The following is a 15505-nucleotide window of genomic DNA, read 5'->3' as shown; positions in this document are numbered from 1 at the left end:
ACATCACTGCGCCAGCGCTGGACGCTTCCTGCAAAAAGGCTGTGAGTCCCCGGCCGCCCGGTGACACCGGTCAGCGCAGCAGGCGACGCAGCCCGTCCAGGGCGCCGTCGAGCAGCCGGATCGCGGTGCGCAACTGGGTGTCGCTGAACTGCCGGGCGCGCATCAGCCGGCCCACCTCGGCGGTGAACGCGGCCAGCCGCTTGTCGAGTTCGTCGAGCAGTTCGGCCTGCGGCCCGGCGGTCGGCGCCGCGCGGGGCGGCGGTGTTGGCGCCTCCCACCGGGCCCGTCGGGTCTGCCGGGTGGCCTCGCTCAACTCCCGCTTGAGGTCGCGAGTCGATCCGCGTACCTCGCTGCGGATCTCGCCGGCGAGGCTGGAGAGATCCGCCACGGAGGCCGCGATGTCCGTTTCCAGCGCTGTCAACTCACCGGCCCGCTGGCGCAGCTCCGCCCGGCCGGCGTCGGTGATGTCGTACGTCTTGCGGCCACCGGCCGCGGTGTGGCTGACCAGACCCTCGACCTCCAGCCGTTGCAGGCGGGGGTAGATGGTGCCGGCACTGGGCGCGTACAGCCCGAGGAAGCGGTCCTCCAAAAGGCGGATCAGCTCGTAGCCGTGCTTCGGGCCGTCGTCGAGGAGCTTGAGCAGGTAGAGCCGGAGCCGCCCGTGGCTGAACACGGCGGTCACGGCAGCTCCTCCCCATCGTCGTCGACGGCTCGGGCGAGCAGGGCGATGCTCCCCGAGGTCGCGGAAGCCCAGAGCTTACCTTCGCCATCGCCGAGCACCCCCTCGCTGCTGCGCAGTGGGAACGTCGAGCTGCGAAGCTGCGGAAAGCCGCTGGTGATCCGGCCGGAGGCGGTGTTCAGCTGGACGGAGAGGTCGCTGTCCGCGCGGACCCGGACGGTGATGCTGCCCGAGATGGTGGTCAACCGGATCTCGCTGCGCCGGGGGTTGTCCAGGTCGCAGGTGATGGCGCCCGAGATGGTCTGTGCCCGTACCCGGTCGGCGGCGCTGTCGGCGAGGATCACCTCGCCGGAGACCGTCTCCAGTGTGAGGTCGCCGCGGACGCCGAGCGCCTCCACCGGGCCCGAGGTCAGCTTCGCGAAGGTGCTGCCGCGCAGCCCCATCAGGGTGATCTGGCCGGCGACGACGTTGACTGTGGTCTGCCGGCGCAGGCCGGAGGCGACCAGCGAGCCCGCGACCAGGCCCAGGTCGGCGAGGACGTCGGCGGGCACGGCGATGGAGACGTCCACCCGGGGATAGCGGTGGATCATCCGGAACCAGCGCAGGACGTCCGACCAGCCCCGACCGCGCTCCTGGCGGATGCTGAGCCGACCGTCGGTGTGGTCGATCAGGACCGGCCGACGGCCGACCTGGGTCACGTCGATCCGGGTCGGCCCGTCGGTGGCGACCACGTTGAGCCGCCCACTGATCAGTCGAACGTCCAGCCGGGCGACCGGAGCGTCCACTGTGAGCCGTTGCGGGCTCTCGACCGTCCATCCGGCCATGGCGTCCCCCTCTCGACGACGCGCGGGACGCACGTCGAACAGGAGGAGAATGTAACGCGATACATCGCGACACCACAAGACAGGTCGCGAGTTGGTCGCCGGCTCGGCGTCCGGCGTGCGCCCCTCAGGCCGCCAGGTCCAGCTCCCGATCGACGAGCGGAGCCGGCACGGGAACGGCCGGGGCCACCGTCGGCACCGGCCGCAGCCGGGCCCGCGCCACGGCACCCGCCGTCGGCACCAGGTGTACGGCCGACTCGGCGGCCCGGGCCAGCAACCGCCGATCGGCGTCACGGGCCGGGTGCAGCGCAGCGGCGATCGTCACCGAGACCACCAGTTCCCGCGCCGCGACCACCCGTGCCACCGAGCGCAACAGGGTGTCCGCACCGAGGAAGGCGGCTGCCGTGGTGGTCGACCCGGTGGCCGCACAGCCATAGGTGAGCCGCAGCGGAACCACCGGGCTGCCCGTGTCGATGGCCGCCTGGAACGTCGCGGGCCGGAACCCACCGCCGGGGCGGCAGTCGGTGGCACCGTTCCCGGCACACCACGTCGTACCCTCCGGGAAGACCGCCACCGACCGCCCGGCGCGCAGCGCGTCGGCGACCCGGGCGACGGTCCTCGGCAGCGCCAGCGGCCGGGCGCGGTCCACGAAGACAGTGCCCGCCGCAGCGGCCAGCAGACCGACCACCGGCCAGGAACGGATCTCCCGTTTCGCCACCATCCGGGTGGGGGCGACCGCCAGCACGGCGAGGATGTCCAGCCAGGAGACATGGTTCGCGACCAGCAGCGCGCGCCGCCGGGGCAACCGACCCCGGATCACGAGGCGGACGCCGAAGGCACGTGCGGTGGCCCGCGCCCAGCCGCTGACCAGACCCTGCCGCTCCCGAGTGGGAAGCAGTGGCAGCAGCAGCACCACCGGGATACCGGCGAGCAGCATGCCGAGCGCGGCGACCAGCCGGAGCACCCGGCGGGCCACCGGCACAGTGGGCACCTCGCCGGCCGCCGGCAGGCAGTCGTCGTCGCAGCCCGAGGAGGGCCGCCACAGGTCACGCGGCACGGCGGTCACCGCTGCTCCCCGCCGAGGAAGTGCCGCAGGTAGCGCGGGTTCATCCGATCCAGGGAGAAGAGGACGTAGAAGTCCGCGCACCCGAAGTCGCTGTCGTACGACGGCTCGCCGCAGATCCACGCGCCGAGCCGGAGGTAGCCACGCAGCAGCGGCGGAACCGCTACCCGCCCGGCCGGGGCAGCGGCGAGCGGGCCGGCGGCAGCCCCCTCGGTGAACCAGGGCCGCAACGGGCGGACCCGCAGCGGCGGCGGCGACAGGTGCCGGGCCCGGGCCTGGGTCCACACCTCGGCGACAGTCCGCCCACCGTCAGCCACCGGCACCGACGCGCAGCCGCCGAGCCAGCGGGAGCCGCGCAGGTGCAGGTAACGGATGATGCCGGCCCACATCAGGTTGATCACCGCGCCGGAGCGGTGGTCCGGGTGCACGCAGGACCTACCCGCCTCGACCAGGTCGTCGCGGAGCGGGTCGAGCGGGCTCAGGTCGAACTCGTCCTCGGCGTAGCGCCGGGTGGTGCGCCCCGGCGGCAGCAGCCGGTACGTGCCGACCACCTCGCCGGTGCTGTCCTCGCGGACGATCAGGTGGTCGCAGTACGCGTCGAAGGGGTCCACGTCCAACCCGGCCTCGCCGGGAAGGAGGGTGGCGCCGAGCTCGGTGGCGAACACCTCGTGGCGCAGGCGTTGCGCGGCCGCGACCTGGGTGGGGTCGTCGGCGATCAGCAGGGTGTATCCGCTGGTCTTCAGGGGTGCGCCAGCGGCATGCAGAACGGCCATGGGATCTGTGTAGGTGCCCGGGTTGCCATTCACGGGGCGCACCGGTGTCGATCGGATGAACGCCGGCAGGCGAGACCGCTAGCGGCGCCCGGCGCGGACCGTGCGAGGCTGCCCGGGCAGGCCGGCGAAGGCGCCGACCCGCACCACCGGAGGTCGACGATGCGCATCGAAACCCGCTACAACGGGCCCGCCGGTTCCGGCAACGGCGGCTGGAGCGCGGGGGTCTTCGCCGCCGAGGCGGGCGGCAGCGGACCGGTCGAGGTGACGCTGCGCCGGCCACCACCGCTGGCGACCGAGCTGACACTGGTCGACGGAAAGGTCCGGGACCCGGCCGGCGAGCTGGTGGCCGAGGTGCGTCCGGCCGGGGTGATCGATGCCGTCGTACCCCCGGTGGACCTGGCGACGGCGGTGGCCGCCGCGGCCCGCTACCCCGGCCTGGTCGAGCATCCGTTCCCCAGCTGTTACGTCTGCGGGCCGCAGCGGGCCGACGGGCTGCGGATCTTCCCCGGCCGTCTGCCGGACGGCCGGACCGCGGCGCCGTTCCGCGCGCCAGCTCAGGTCAGTGCGGCCACGGTCTGGGCTGCGCTGGACTGCCCCGGTGGTTGGGCGGTGCTCGCGCCGGGCCGCCCGTACCTGCTGGGCCGGATCGCCGCCGTGGTCGCGGCGCTGCCCGGGCCGGGCGACGAGTGCGTGGTGACCGGGGCGTTGCTGCGCGTCGATGGGCGCAAGGCGCTCGTGCACACCAGCCTGTACGGCCCGGACGGGTCGTTGCTCGGCGCGGCGCGGGCAACCTGGATCGCCCGCTGAGCCCGGGCCGTAGTCCGCAGGGATGAGTCGCGTCCACCCCGCGACGGAGGCAAACGTACCGACCGCGCCTGATTGACCTTGTTGCCACGGGCCGTCACGCTGTGCCACGGCGTACCTCGACGCCACACACGGGAGGAGAACGATGACTGACGGGCAGCGAAGCCCCACCAGCGACGGTCAGATCGTGGTGTCCGGTCTGACGAAGCAGTACAAGAACGTCCGGGCGGTGAACAACCTGTCCTTCACAGTGGCGCCGGGACGGGTGACCGGCTTCCTCGGCCCGAACGGCGCAGGCAAGACCACCACGCTACGCATGCTGCTGAATCTGGTCACGCCGACCGCCGGCACGGCCACCATCAGCGGCCAGCGGTACGCCGACCTCGCCACCCCGCTGCGGCAGGTCGGCGCGGTGCTGGAGGCGTCCAGCGCGCACAAGGGCCGCACCGGCATCAACCACCTGCGGGTCATCTGCGCTGCGGCCGGGCTGCCCAAGCAGCGGGCCGACGAGGCGTTGGCCCTGGTCGGGCTGACCCCGGCGGCGAAGCGCAAGTTCAAGGGTTACTCGCTGGGCATGAAGCAGCGGCTCGGCATCGCCGCCGCGATGCTCGGTGACCCCCGCGTGCTGATCCTCGACGAGCCGGCCAACGGGCTGGACCCGGAGGGCATCCGGTGGATGCGTGGGTTCCTCAAGAACCTCGCCCACGAGGGTCGTACGGTGCTGGTCTCCAGCCACCTGCTGTCGGAGATGCAGCTGCTCGCCGACGACGTGGTGATCATCGCGGCCGGGCAGTTGGTCCGGCAGGGTCCGGTCGACCAGGTGCTCGGGTCGATGGCCCAGAGCGCCCGGGTCCGGGTCCGCACCCCGCAGGCCGAGGTGTTGGCCGCCGCCCTCAAGGCGCAGTCGGCGACCATCGAGACCGATGAGCAGGGTGTGCTGCTGGTCGGCGGGGTGGACGCCCCGACGATCGGCCGGTCCGCCCTCGCGGCAGGCGTCGAGCTGCACGAACTGACCACCGAACGGCCCGATCTGGAACGGGTCTTCCTGGAGCTGACGGCCGGAAAGGCGGGCATCCGATGAACCTGGTCCGATCCGAGCTACTCAAGATCCGTACCACCAGCACCTGGTGGTGGCTGGCCCTCGGCGCGCTCCTCTCGATCGCCCTGGCCTTCGCGATCAACGCGTGGTTGCTCGTCACGACGCTCGGCGGCGACGCCGAGGAGATCGGCGTCAGCGCCGAGCAGGCGACAGCGCCGGCGCAGGCGGCGAACCTCTACACCTCGGGCCAGTACCTCGGTCTGATGTTCGTGATGCTTATCGGCATCCTGATGGTCACCAACGAGTTCTTCCACCAGACCGCGACCACGACGTTCCTGACGACTCCCCGGCGAACGTCGGTCATCGTCAGCAAGCTCGTCGCCGCCAGCCTGCTCGGCTTCATGTTCTGGCTGGCGACCACGCTCATCGACCTGGCCGCCGGCGCGATCTTCCTGTCCGCGAACGACTACGGCACTCAGCTCGGTGAGTGGCCGGTGCAGCGGGCGCTGCTGTTCAACCTGCTGGCCTACGCCATCTGGACGATCCTCGGGGTGGGCATCGGCACGCTGATCACCAACCAGCTCGGCGCGGTGATCACGGCGGCGGTGCTCTATCTGATCGGCACCCAGGTGGTGGGTCTGCTGTTCCTGCTCCTGTCGAACGTGCTCGACAGCCAGGCGGTGCTCAAGTGGCAGGTGGTCTGGCCCGCTGTGGCGTCCCAGGTCATGATCACGGAGGGCACCTCGGAGTTCACCCCGTCCTGGTGGGTCGGAGCCCTGGTGCTGATCGGCTACGCGCTGGTCAGCGGAATCGCCGGAATCCTGCTCACCCGGCGGCGCGACATCGCCTGATGGCGTCTGCGACCCCGGGGCGGCAACGACACGCTGGCCGCTCCGGGGTCGGGCGTCACCCGCGCCGACCGGCCGCGCGAGGGCCGGGTGTTAGCAGTTCGACACGGTGCGCGCAGGCGTTGCTGAACTTCTGGCATCTTCTGTGAAACCGGCCACGGGACCGAGGCGGAAATGCCTGCGGGATCGGTACGGCGTAGCCTGGAACCCGTCCAGTCCGTGCTTCTAATCGGGCGCGACGGACCCACCGCGTGCCACACAAACCCGCGTGAAAGAGGCGATTACCGGCCGTGTCGACCCAGCAGACTTCGCAGGAGAACCCACTGGCGGGTTTCGGCCCGAATGAGTGGATCGTCGAGGAGATGTACCAGCGCTACCTCGCCGACCCATCGAGCGTTGATTCGGCCTGGCACGACTTCTTCGCCGACTACCGACCGGCACCGGGTGCGGGCACCCCGCGCGGCGCCGACTCGTCGAACAAGCCGGCCGCCGCCCCGGAGCCGGACGGCCAGCCGGAGGCAGCCGCCACTGTGGCCCAGCCCAGCGCCCCGGCCAAGCCGGCGACCGCGAGCAAGCCGGCCGCCGCCCAGCCGGCGCCGGCCAAGCCCGCCGCCCCGGCAACGCCGAAGGCCGCGCCGGAGAAGGCCACCCCGGCCAAGCCGGCCGCCAAGGCCGCCGCGCCGAGCGCCGACGGCCCGCAGACCACCCCGTTGCGGGGCGTCGCGGCGAAGATCGTCCAGAACATGGACGCCTCGCTGAGCGTGCCCACAGCGACCAGCGTGCGCGCGGTCCCGGCCAAGCTGCTGGTGGACAACCGCATCGTGATCAACAACCACCTCGCCCGTGGGCGGGGCGGCAAGGTCAGCTTCACCCACCTGGTCGGCTACGCCATGGTGCGCGCGCTGGTCCAGCACCCCGAGATGAACAACTCCTTCGCCGAGGCCAACGGCAAGCCGGCGGTTGTCCGCCCGGCGCACGTCAACCTCGGCATCGCTATCGACCTGGCCAAGCCGGACGGCAGCCGCAACCTTGTGGTCCCCTCCATCAAGGGCTGCGAGCAGATGGACTTCCGGCAGTTCTGGCAGGCGTACGAGGACGTGGTCCGACGGGCGCGGCGCAACGAGCTGACCATGGAGGACTATTCCGGCACCACGATCTCGCTGACCAACCCGGGCGGCATCGGCACCGTGCACTCGATGCCGCGGCTCATGCAGGGGCAGAGCGCGATCATCGGTGTCGGCGCGATGGAGTACCCGGCCCCCTACCAGGGGATGTCCGAGGCCACCCTGGCCGAGCTGGCGGTCAGCAAGATCATCACGCTGACCAGCACGTACGACCACCGGATCATCCAGGGCGCGCAGTCCGGCGAGTTCCTCAAGGTGATGCACGAGCTGATCCTGGGCGAGCACGGCTTCTACGACCAGATCTTCACCGCGCTGCGCATTCCGTACGAGCCGGTGCGCTGGATGCGCGACGTCGCTGTCAACTCCGAGGGTCAGATCAACAAGACCGCCCGGGTGCACGAGCTGATCCACGCGTACCGGGTGCGCGGTCACCTGATGGCCGACACCGACCCGCTGGAATTCAAGATCCGCAAGCACCCCGACCTGGACGTCCTCCAGCACGGGCTCACCCTGTGGGACCTGGACCGCGAGTTCCCGGTCAACGGCTTCGCCGGCCGGCAGCGGATGAAGCTGCGCGAGATCCTCGGCGTGCTGCGCGACTCGTACTGCCGCCGGGTCGGCATCGAGTACATGCACATCCAGGACCCGGAGGAGCGGCGCTGGGTCCAGGAACGGATCGAGCGCAAGTACGAGAAGCCGTCCGCCGACGAGCAGAAGCACGTGCTCAACCGACTGAACGCCGCCGAGGCGTTCGAGACCTTCCTTCAGACCAAGTACGTCGGCCAGAAGCGCTTCTCGCTGGAGGGCGGCGAGTCGCTGATCCCGCTGCTCGGTGAGGTGCTGGAATCCTCCGCCGAGAACGGGCTGGACGAGGTCGTCATCGGCATGGCCCACCGGGGTCGGCTCAACGTGCTGGCCAACATCGTCGGCAAGCCGTACGAGAAAATCTTCTCGGAGTTCGAGGGTCACCTGGACCCGCGCTCGACGCAGGGCTCCGGCGACGTGAAGTACCACCTGGGTCAGAACGGCAAGTTCACCACCCCCGACGGCGAGCACGCGGTCAAGGTGTCGGTGGTGGCCAACCCGTCGCACCTGGAGGCCGTCGACCCGGTGCTGGAGGGGATCGTCCGGGCCAAGCAGGACCGGATCGACCTCAAGCTGGAGGGCTACACAGTGCTGCCGCTGGCGGTGCACGGTGACGCCGCCTTCGCCGGGCAGGGCGTGGTCGCCGAGACGCTCAACCTGTCCCAGCTGCGCGGCTACCGCACCGGCGGCACCGTGCACGTGGTGGTGAACAACCAGGTCGGCTTCACCACCGCCCCGGAATACAGCCGGTCCAGCCTCTACAGCACCGACGTGGCCCGGATGATCCAGGCGCCGATCTTCCACGTCAACGGCGACGACCCGGAGGCAGTGGTCCGGGTGGCCCGGCTGGCGTTCGAATACCGGCAGACGTTCAACAAGGACGTCGTGATCGACATGGTCTGCTACCGCCGGCGCGGGCACAACGAGGGCGACGACCCGTCGATGTCCAACCCTCAGATGTACAAGATCATTGACTCGAAGCGCTCGGTCCGCAAGCTCTACACCGAGGAGCTGATCGGTCGCGGTGACATCACCGTGGAGGACGCGGAGGAGCTGCTTCGCGACTACCAGGCGCAGCTGGAGAAGGTCTTCAAGGCCACCCGGGACGCCGCCTCGGCACCGCGCCAGCTCAACCGGCCGCGCCGCGAGGAGGAGCCGGAGCCCCAGGTCGACACCGCCACCGACGCGTCGGTGGTCAAGGCCGTCGGCGAGGCGCACATCAACCTGCCGGAGGGCTTCACCCCGCACAAGCGGATCCAGCAGCTGCTGGACCGACGCGCCAAGATGTCCGTCGAGGGCAACATCGACTGGGGCTTCGGCGAGATCATCGCGCTCGGGGCGCTGCTGCACGACGGGGTCACCGTCCGGCTCGCCGGGCAGGACTCTCGTCGCGGCACGTTCGTCCAGCGGCACGCCTCGGTGGTCGACTCCCGTACCGGCGACGACTACCTGCCGCTGAAGTCGCTCACCGGCGACGGCGACCGCTCCCGGTTCTTCGTGCACGACTCGCTGCTCAGCGAGTACGCGGCGATGGGCTTCGAGTACGGCTACTCGGTGGAGAACATCAACGCCCTCGTCGCCTGGGAGGCCCAGTTCGGCGACTTCGTCAACGGCGCCCAGTCGGTGATCGACGAGTTCATCTCGTCCGGTGAGGTGAAGTGGGGCCAGCGCTCCGCCATCACCCTGCTGCTGCCGCACGGCCACGAGGGCCAGGGCCCGGACCACACCTCCGGCCGGCCGGAGCGGTTCCTGCAGATGTGCGCCGAGGACAACATGCGGGTGTCCATTCCAACGACCCCGGCGAACTACTTCCACCTGCTGCGCCGCCAGGCCCTGTCGCCCAAGCGCAAGCCGCTGGTGGTGTTCACGCCGAAGTCGCTGCTGCGGCACAAGCTCTGCGTCTCGTCGGTGGAGGACTTCACCACCGGCACCTTCCAGCCGGTGCTGCGCGACACGGCCGCCCCGGCGCCGGAGGCGGTGAAGCGGGTGCTGCTCTGCTCCGGCAAGGTCTACTACGACCTGTTCCAGGCCCGGCAGGAACGCGGCGTCACCGACACCGCGATCCTCCGACTGGAGCAGCTGTACCCGCTGCCGGTGGAGGAGATCCGGGCCGCCCTCGCGCAGTTCCCGAACGCGGAGGACTTCGCCTGGGTGCAGGAGGAGCCGGCCAACCAGGGTGGCTGGTCGTTCGTCGCGCTCAACCTGCTGGAGCACCTCACTGACGTTCGGCTGCGGCGGATCTCCCGCCCGGCCGCGGCCGCCCCGGCGGTCGGCTCGGCCAAGACCCACGAGGTCGAGCAGAACGCGCTGATCGAGGCGGCTCTCCCCCGCCCGTGACCTGATCTGAGCACGGAAGCCGGGGCAGGGCCGTTTCACAGCGGTCCTGCCCCGGCTCTCGTAGGCCCACCCACCCACCACCCGCCCGGCCCGAGCCGGGCCGAGCACAAGGACGTACCCGTGTACTTCACCGACCGTGGCATCGAAGAGCTGGTCGAGCGCCGGGGCGAGGATCAGGTGACCCTGGAGTGGCTCGGCGAGCGCCTGCGCGACTTCGTCGACCTCAACCCCGACTTCGAAACCCCCATCGAGCGCCTGGCAACCTACCTGGCGCGCCTAGACGACCCCGACGACGACGACGCCTAGTCCGTCGGACGGGAGCGACACCCATACCTACCCCTCGCGTCCTTTGCTCTGCTTCAACGGACGCAATGCTGAGCGTCCGATATCCGGACACCTGCTGGTGCGTGGGTTGAAGCAGAGCAAAGGACGACCCAACCACCCCGCCAACCGGCCGACGAGACGCACCACCCCAAGGTTCCCTTTCCAGCCCGCGAGGGGTTGCCACTCCGACGATCTTCTAGGGTGGGGGCTGTGGCTCGCAGCGTGTATCTGACCAGCGTCGGTTCGGGCGGGGGCAAGTCGACGATTGCCCTCGGGTTGGCGGAGTTGCTGTCTCGCCAGGTCGGGCAGATCGGCGTGTTCCGGCCGTTGGTGGCCGACACCGGCCAGGACCCGATCCTCGCCCTGCTGAGCGAGCGGTACCGGGTCGAGGTGCCGCTGACCGAGCTGGCCGGGGCGAGCTACGCCGAGGCTGCGGCGCTGGTCGCCGACGGCCGACGGGAGCAGCTCATCTCCGCCATCGTCGAGCGCTACCGGGCGGTGGAACGGCAGTGCCCGGCGGTGGTCGTGGTGGGCAGTGACTTCGACGAGCCGGGCGACCCGGCCCACCCTCGGGAGCTGGCCTTCAACGCCCGGCTGGCCACCGAGTTCGGCAGCGTGGTGGTGCCGGTGGTGGACGGCTTCGGGCAGGAGCCGGCGGCCGTCGCGTCGGCGATGCGGGGGGCGTACCACGACCTGGCCGACCTGGGCGCGACAGTGCTCGCGGTGATCGCCAACCGGGTGACCGAGCCGATGACGCTGCCCGAGCTGCCGGTCCCCGCGTACGCCATTCCGGAGGTGCCGACAGTGTCGGCACCGACGGTCGCCGAGGTGGCGGCGGCGCTCGGCGCCACCCTGCTGGCCGGGGACGACGCCGCGCTCGGCCGCGACGTGCTGGATTTCGTGGTCGGCGCGGCACATGTGCCGACCCTGCTGGGCCACCTCACCGAGGGCGCCCTGGTGATCACCCCCGGGGATCGGGCCGACCTGCTCGTCGCCGCGAGCGCCGCGCACGTGGCCGGGCAGGTGTCGGTGGCCGGGCTGGTGCTCACCCTCGGCGAGCAGCCCGACCCGCGGGTGATGCGACTGGTGGAGGGGCTCAACACCGGGTTGGCGGTGCTCTCCGTACGCAGCGACAGCTACGACACTGTGGCCGCGTCCAGTCGCATCGAGGGCCGGCCCAGCGCGACCAATCCCCGCAAGGTGGAGGCAGCGCTCGGCGCCTTCGAGCGCTGTGTGGACACCGACGACCTTGCCCGTCGGCTGCGGGTCAGCCGGTCGGCGCGGGTCACCCCACTGATGTTCGAGAACGAGCTGATCGACCGGGCCCGCTCGAAGCCCCGGCACCTGGTGTTGCCGGAGGGCACCGACGAGCGGATCCTGCGCGCGGCGGAGATCCTGCTGCGCCGCGGGGTGGCCGAGCTGACGGTGCTCGGCCGGCCGGACGACATCGCCCGGCGCACCCGGGAGTTGGGCATCGACCTCGGCGACGCGCAGGTGGTCGACCCGGGCACCAGCGGGTGGCGCGACGACTTCGCCGCCGAGTACGCCAAGCTGCGCGCCCACCGAGGCGTCACCGCCGAGTTGGCGCACGACATCGTGGCGCAGCCCAACTACTTCGGCACATTGATGGTGGCCACCGGCCGCGCCGACGGCATGGTCTCCGGCGCCACGCACACCACCGCCGCGACCATCCGGCCGGCATTCGAGATCATCCGTACGCTGCCGGACGTCTCGGTGGCCTCCAGCGTCTTCTTCATGCTGCTCGCCGACCGGGTGCTGGTCTACGGCGACTGCGCGGTCAACCGCGACCCGGACGCGGCCCAGCTCGCCGACATCGCGATCTCGTCGGCCGACACCGCCGCCCGGTTCGGCATCGAACCCCGGGTGGCAATGCTGTCGTACTCCACCGGCAGCTCCGGCGCGGGCGCCGACGTGGAGAAGGTCGCCGCTGCCACCGGGCTGGTCCGGGAACGCCGGCCCGACCTTCTGGTCGAGGGACCCATCCAGTACGACGCGGCGATCGACCCGGCGGTGGCGGCCACGAAGCTGCCCGACAGCCCCGTCGCCGGACACGCAACGGTCTTCATCTTCCCGGACCTGAACACGGGCAACAACACGTACAAGGCGGTGCAGCGCTCGGCCGGGGCGGTCGCCGTCGGCCCGGTCATGCAGGGCCTGCGGCGGCCGGTGAACGACCTGTCGCGGGGCGCCACGGTGCCGGACATCGTCAACACGGTGGCGATCACCGCCATCCAGGCGGCAACCGAGGAGGCGTCGTGAGTCGGGTACTGGTGCTCAACTGCGGGTCGTCGTCGGTGAAGTGGCGCCGCTACGACGACGACCGGGCACTCGACCACGGCACCGTCGAGCGGATCGGTGAGCCCGGCGGCGGCCCGGCGGACCACGCCGAGGCGGTCCGGCAGATCCTGGACGGGCTGGACCTGACCGGGCTGGCGGCGGTCGGACACCGGGTGGTGCACGGTGGCCGGACCTTCAGCGCGCCGGTGCTGGTCGACGACGCGGTGCTGGCCGCGATCAAGGATCTGGTGCCGCTCGCCCCACTGCACAACCCGGCCAACCTTGCCGGCATCGAGGTGGCCCGCGCGGCGCTGCCGGACGTCCCGCAGGTCGCCGTCTTCGACACCGCGTTCCACCACACCCTGCCGGAGGCCGCCGCGACGTACGCGATCGACCGGGAGACCGCCGAGCGGTACGACATCCGCCGGTACGGCTTCCACGGCACCTCACACGCGTACGTGTCCCGGCGCACCGCCGAGCTGCTGGGCCGCCCGTACGAGCAGGTCAACACGATCACCCTGCACCTGGGCAACGGGGCCAGCGCCTGCGCGGTGGCGAACGGTCGCAGCGTCGCCACCTCGATGGGCATGTCCCCGTTGCAGGGGCTGGTGATGGGCACCCGCAGCGGCGACGTGGACCCGACAGTGATCTTCCACCTGCGCAGGGAGGGCGGGCTGTCGGTGGACGACATCGACGACCTGCTCAACCACCGCAGCGGCCTGCTCGGGCTGAGCGGCGTCAACGACATGCGCGAGGTGCTCGAACGCCGGGCCGCCGGTGACCGGGCGGCGGCGCTCGCCTTCGACGTGTACTGCCGGCGCATCACCGAGTACGTCGGGGCGTACTACGCGCTGCTCGGTCGGGTCGACGCGATCGCCTTCACCGCCGGGGTCGGCGAGCACGCCGCGCCGGTGCGGGCTGCCGCGCTGGCCGGCCTGGGCCGGCTCGGCATCACAGTGGACGACGCCCGCAACGACGGCGAGGGCGACCGGTTGATCTCGCCCGACGGCGCCGAGGTGAGCGTCTGCGTCATCCGCACCGACGAGGAGCGGGAAATCGCCCGGCAGACCCGGGACGTGATCGGAGCGGCCTGACGCCACTGAGGCGCGCACCCCCGGGAGGCCCGAGGGTGCGCGCGAGTCGATAGAGCCCGTTCAGCGAGACGCCAGCCAGACGTCTCGGTCAGCCGGTCGCCAGCCAGGCGACGAGTGCCACCAGCACCACGACGACCACCGCCGCACCGATGATGAGCGGCAGTCGGGACGGGGCCTCCGTCGGCGCCGCAGCCTCCGGCGTCTGGTTGAAGGCGCGGAACGCCTCGGTGTTGCCGCTGGGGTCCGTGTAGTTCTCAGGCATGTCGGTGACCCTAGCGAAGCTGGTCACGCGGCACCGTCCCCGGCCCGCGGCGTCCCAGGGGTGGACCCGGCCGGCGGAGGTGACCCGACCGGGTGGCGGGTGCACCCGAGCCGGACGGCGGGGCCGCTACGCCCGCCCGGGCACCTACCGTGGAACGATGGGGGCGGGCCGGCTGATGGCCGCATTGGTGACAGCGCTGCTGGCCGGTTGTGCGCCGGCCACGGCCGTGGCCGGCGGGGCCACCGGGCCGGTGTCGGCGCGTCGGGCGCCCGAGGGGTCGTACGCCGTCGGCGTGCGTACGCTCACCCTCGATCCGCGCTCGGCGCGCCCCCTGCCGGTGACGATCTGGTACCCGGCGTCGACCGATCAGGTGGCGGCCGGGCGGTTCCCGGTGGTGATCTACAGCCACGGGCTGGGCAGCCGACCTGAGCTGCACGCCGGCCTGACAACCCGCTGGGCTGCGGCCGGTTTCGTGGTGGCCGCACCCGCGTACCCGCATACCCGGCAGGGTGCCGCGCACTTCACCCGGGCCGACGTACGCCACCAGCCGGCCGACGCCTGGCGACTGATCCGGTATCTGGGCGATCTCGACCGCAGTCGGGTCGATCCCCTCGCCGGGCACCTCGACCTGACCTCGGTCGCCGCCGCCGGGCACTCGGCGGGCGGCTTCACCACCTCCGGCATGTTCAGCGAGGGCCACCCGGCCCGGCTACGCGCCGGGATCGTGATCGCCGGCGGTGGGCTGCCGGGCAGCTTCGCCGGGCCCACCGCGCCGGTGCTCTTCGTGCACGGCACGGCCGACCCGGTGGTGCCGGTGACTGTCGGCCGGGCCGCGTACGCGCGCACCCCCGGGCCGGCCGCGTTCCTCAGCCTGCTCGGCCAGGACCACGGCGCGTACCTCACGCCGGGCCACCCGGGCTTCGCCCCGGTCCTCGCCACCACCACCGACTTCCTGCGCTGGACCCTCTACGGCGACCGGGCCGCCGGCGACCGCCTCCCCGCCGACGCCCACTCCCCCGCCCTGACCCGTTACGAGTCCCGCCCGGCCCACTGACCCGGCCGGCGTCGGTCCTGGTCGAGCAGATCCTCGTACACCCCGACCTTGAAGGTGATCAGGTCCAGGCTCTGGGTGAGCCTGCCGATCTGGGTGGTGACGCGCCCGTGGTGCTCGCGCAGGAGCGCGAGTCTTTCCTCCTCGTTGCCGGCGCCTTCCCGGACGAGGTCGGTGTACCGGCGGAGCGCGGGCAGCGGCATGCCGGAAGCGCGAAGAATGATGCAGACCGTCAGCCAGTCCACGTCGTCCTGGGTGTAGCTGCGACGCCCGGCAGGCCCACGGCGTACCGGGCTGATGAAGAGGCCCTCCTGCTCGTAGAAGCGGAGGGTGTGCACGCTCAAGCCGGTGCGTTCGGCGACCTGTCCGATGCTCAGACTCGCGGTGACCTCAGCCATGCCGA

Annotated in this window: 14 protein-coding genes; 8 read left to right on the top strand and 6 right to left on the bottom strand. The window is 71.5% G+C overall.

What is annotated here, in order from left to right:
- Positions 1-70: 70 nt before the first annotated feature.
- The 4 genes from ACLJOK_RS30720 to ACLJOK_RS30705 all read right to left on the bottom strand — a co-directional run bounded on the left by ACLJOK_RS30720 (position 71) and on the right by ACLJOK_RS30705 (position 3336).
- Positions 71-682, bottom strand: a complete 612-nt coding sequence (locus tag ACLJOK_RS30720) for a PadR family transcriptional regulator (protein WP_410821992.1) — start codon at positions 680-682, stop codon at positions 71-73.
- Positions 679-1503 carry a DUF4097 family beta strand repeat-containing protein gene (locus ACLJOK_RS30715; RefSeq protein ID WP_410821991.1) on the bottom strand — a complete coding sequence of 275 codons (825 nt, stop codon included), beginning with the start codon at positions 1501-1503 and terminating at the stop codon, positions 679-681. The genes ACLJOK_RS30720 and ACLJOK_RS30715 overlap by 4 nt, the downstream gene beginning before the upstream one ends.
- A gap of 124 nt (positions 1504-1627) precedes the next feature.
- A complete protein-coding gene (locus ACLJOK_RS30710) occupies positions 1628-2566 on the bottom strand; it encodes a lysophospholipid acyltransferase family protein (protein WP_410821990.1) in 939 nt (312 codons plus the stop codon).
- Entirely contained in the window at positions 2563-3336 is a 774-nt protein-coding gene (locus ACLJOK_RS30705; protein WP_410821989.1) for a GNAT family N-acetyltransferase, read from the bottom strand. The genes ACLJOK_RS30710 and ACLJOK_RS30705 overlap by 4 nt, the downstream gene beginning before the upstream one ends.
- A gap of 159 nt (positions 3337-3495) precedes the next feature.
- On the opposite strand from ACLJOK_RS30705, the gene ACLJOK_RS30700 reads away from it, so the two are divergent.
- From ACLJOK_RS30700 to ACLJOK_RS30670, 7 genes are all read left to right on the top strand, one after another.
- Positions 3496-4143, top strand: a complete 648-nt coding sequence (locus tag ACLJOK_RS30700) for a hypothetical protein (RefSeq protein WP_410821988.1) — start codon at positions 3496-3498, stop codon at positions 4141-4143.
- 142 nt (positions 4144-4285) lie between these two features.
- Positions 4286-5221 (top strand): ABC transporter ATP-binding protein, encoded by a 936-nt coding sequence (locus ACLJOK_RS30695; RefSeq protein ID WP_410821987.1) that lies wholly within the window; start codon positions 4286-4288, stop codon positions 5219-5221.
- Positions 5218-6030: an ABC transporter permease gene (locus ACLJOK_RS30690; protein WP_410821986.1), complete on the top strand. Its 813-nt coding sequence runs from the start codon at positions 5218-5220 to the stop codon at positions 6028-6030. The genes ACLJOK_RS30695 and ACLJOK_RS30690 overlap by 4 nt, the downstream gene beginning before the upstream one ends.
- Positions 6031-6317: 287 nt before the next feature.
- Positions 6318-10073, top strand: coding sequence for a multifunctional oxoglutarate decarboxylase/oxoglutarate dehydrogenase thiamine pyrophosphate-binding subunit/dihydrolipoyllysine-residue succinyltransferase subunit (locus ACLJOK_RS30685; protein ID WP_410821985.1), 3756 nt, complete (start codon positions 6318-6320; stop codon positions 10071-10073).
- A gap of 120 nt (positions 10074-10193) precedes the next feature.
- On the top strand, positions 10194-10379 hold the full coding sequence (locus ACLJOK_RS30680; RefSeq protein WP_334503408.1) for a DUF6104 family protein: 186 nt from the start codon (positions 10194-10196) through the stop codon (positions 10377-10379).
- A 219-nt stretch (positions 10380-10598) separates the two neighbouring features.
- Entirely contained in the window at positions 10599-12677 is a 2079-nt protein-coding gene (pta, locus tag ACLJOK_RS30675; RefSeq protein WP_410821984.1) for a phosphate acetyltransferase, read from the top strand.
- Entirely contained in the window at positions 12674-13789 is a 1116-nt protein-coding gene (locus ACLJOK_RS30670; RefSeq protein ID WP_410821983.1) for an acetate/propionate family kinase, read from the top strand. Before pta ends, ACLJOK_RS30670 begins: the two co-directional genes overlap by 4 nt.
- Before the next feature lie 88 nt (positions 13790-13877).
- Here the strand turns inward: ACLJOK_RS30670 and ACLJOK_RS30665 are convergent, their stop codons facing one another.
- A complete protein-coding gene (locus tag ACLJOK_RS30665) occupies positions 13878-14051 on the bottom strand; it encodes a hypothetical protein (RefSeq protein ID WP_238677859.1) in 174 nt (57 codons plus the stop codon).
- A 157-nt stretch (positions 14052-14208) separates the two neighbouring features.
- Between ACLJOK_RS30665 and ACLJOK_RS30660 the strand changes: the two genes are divergently transcribed.
- Entirely contained in the window at positions 14209-15105 is an 897-nt protein-coding gene (locus ACLJOK_RS30660; RefSeq protein ID WP_410821982.1) for an alpha/beta hydrolase family protein, read from the top strand.
- On the opposite strand, the gene ACLJOK_RS30655 is transcribed toward ACLJOK_RS30660, so the two are convergent.
- Entirely contained in the window at positions 15081-15500 is a 420-nt protein-coding gene (locus ACLJOK_RS30655; protein ID WP_410821981.1) for a MerR family transcriptional regulator, read from the bottom strand. The genes ACLJOK_RS30660 and ACLJOK_RS30655 overlap by 25 nt on opposite strands.
- Between the last annotated feature and the right edge of the window lie 5 nt (positions 15501-15505).

This window comes from Micromonospora sp. 050-3 (genome assembly GCF_046549335.1).
Classification (GTDB): domain Bacteria; phylum Actinomycetota; class Actinomycetes; order Mycobacteriales; family Micromonosporaceae; genus Micromonospora; species Micromonospora trifolii.
This window is presented reverse-complemented; position numbering and strand designations above follow the sequence as displayed.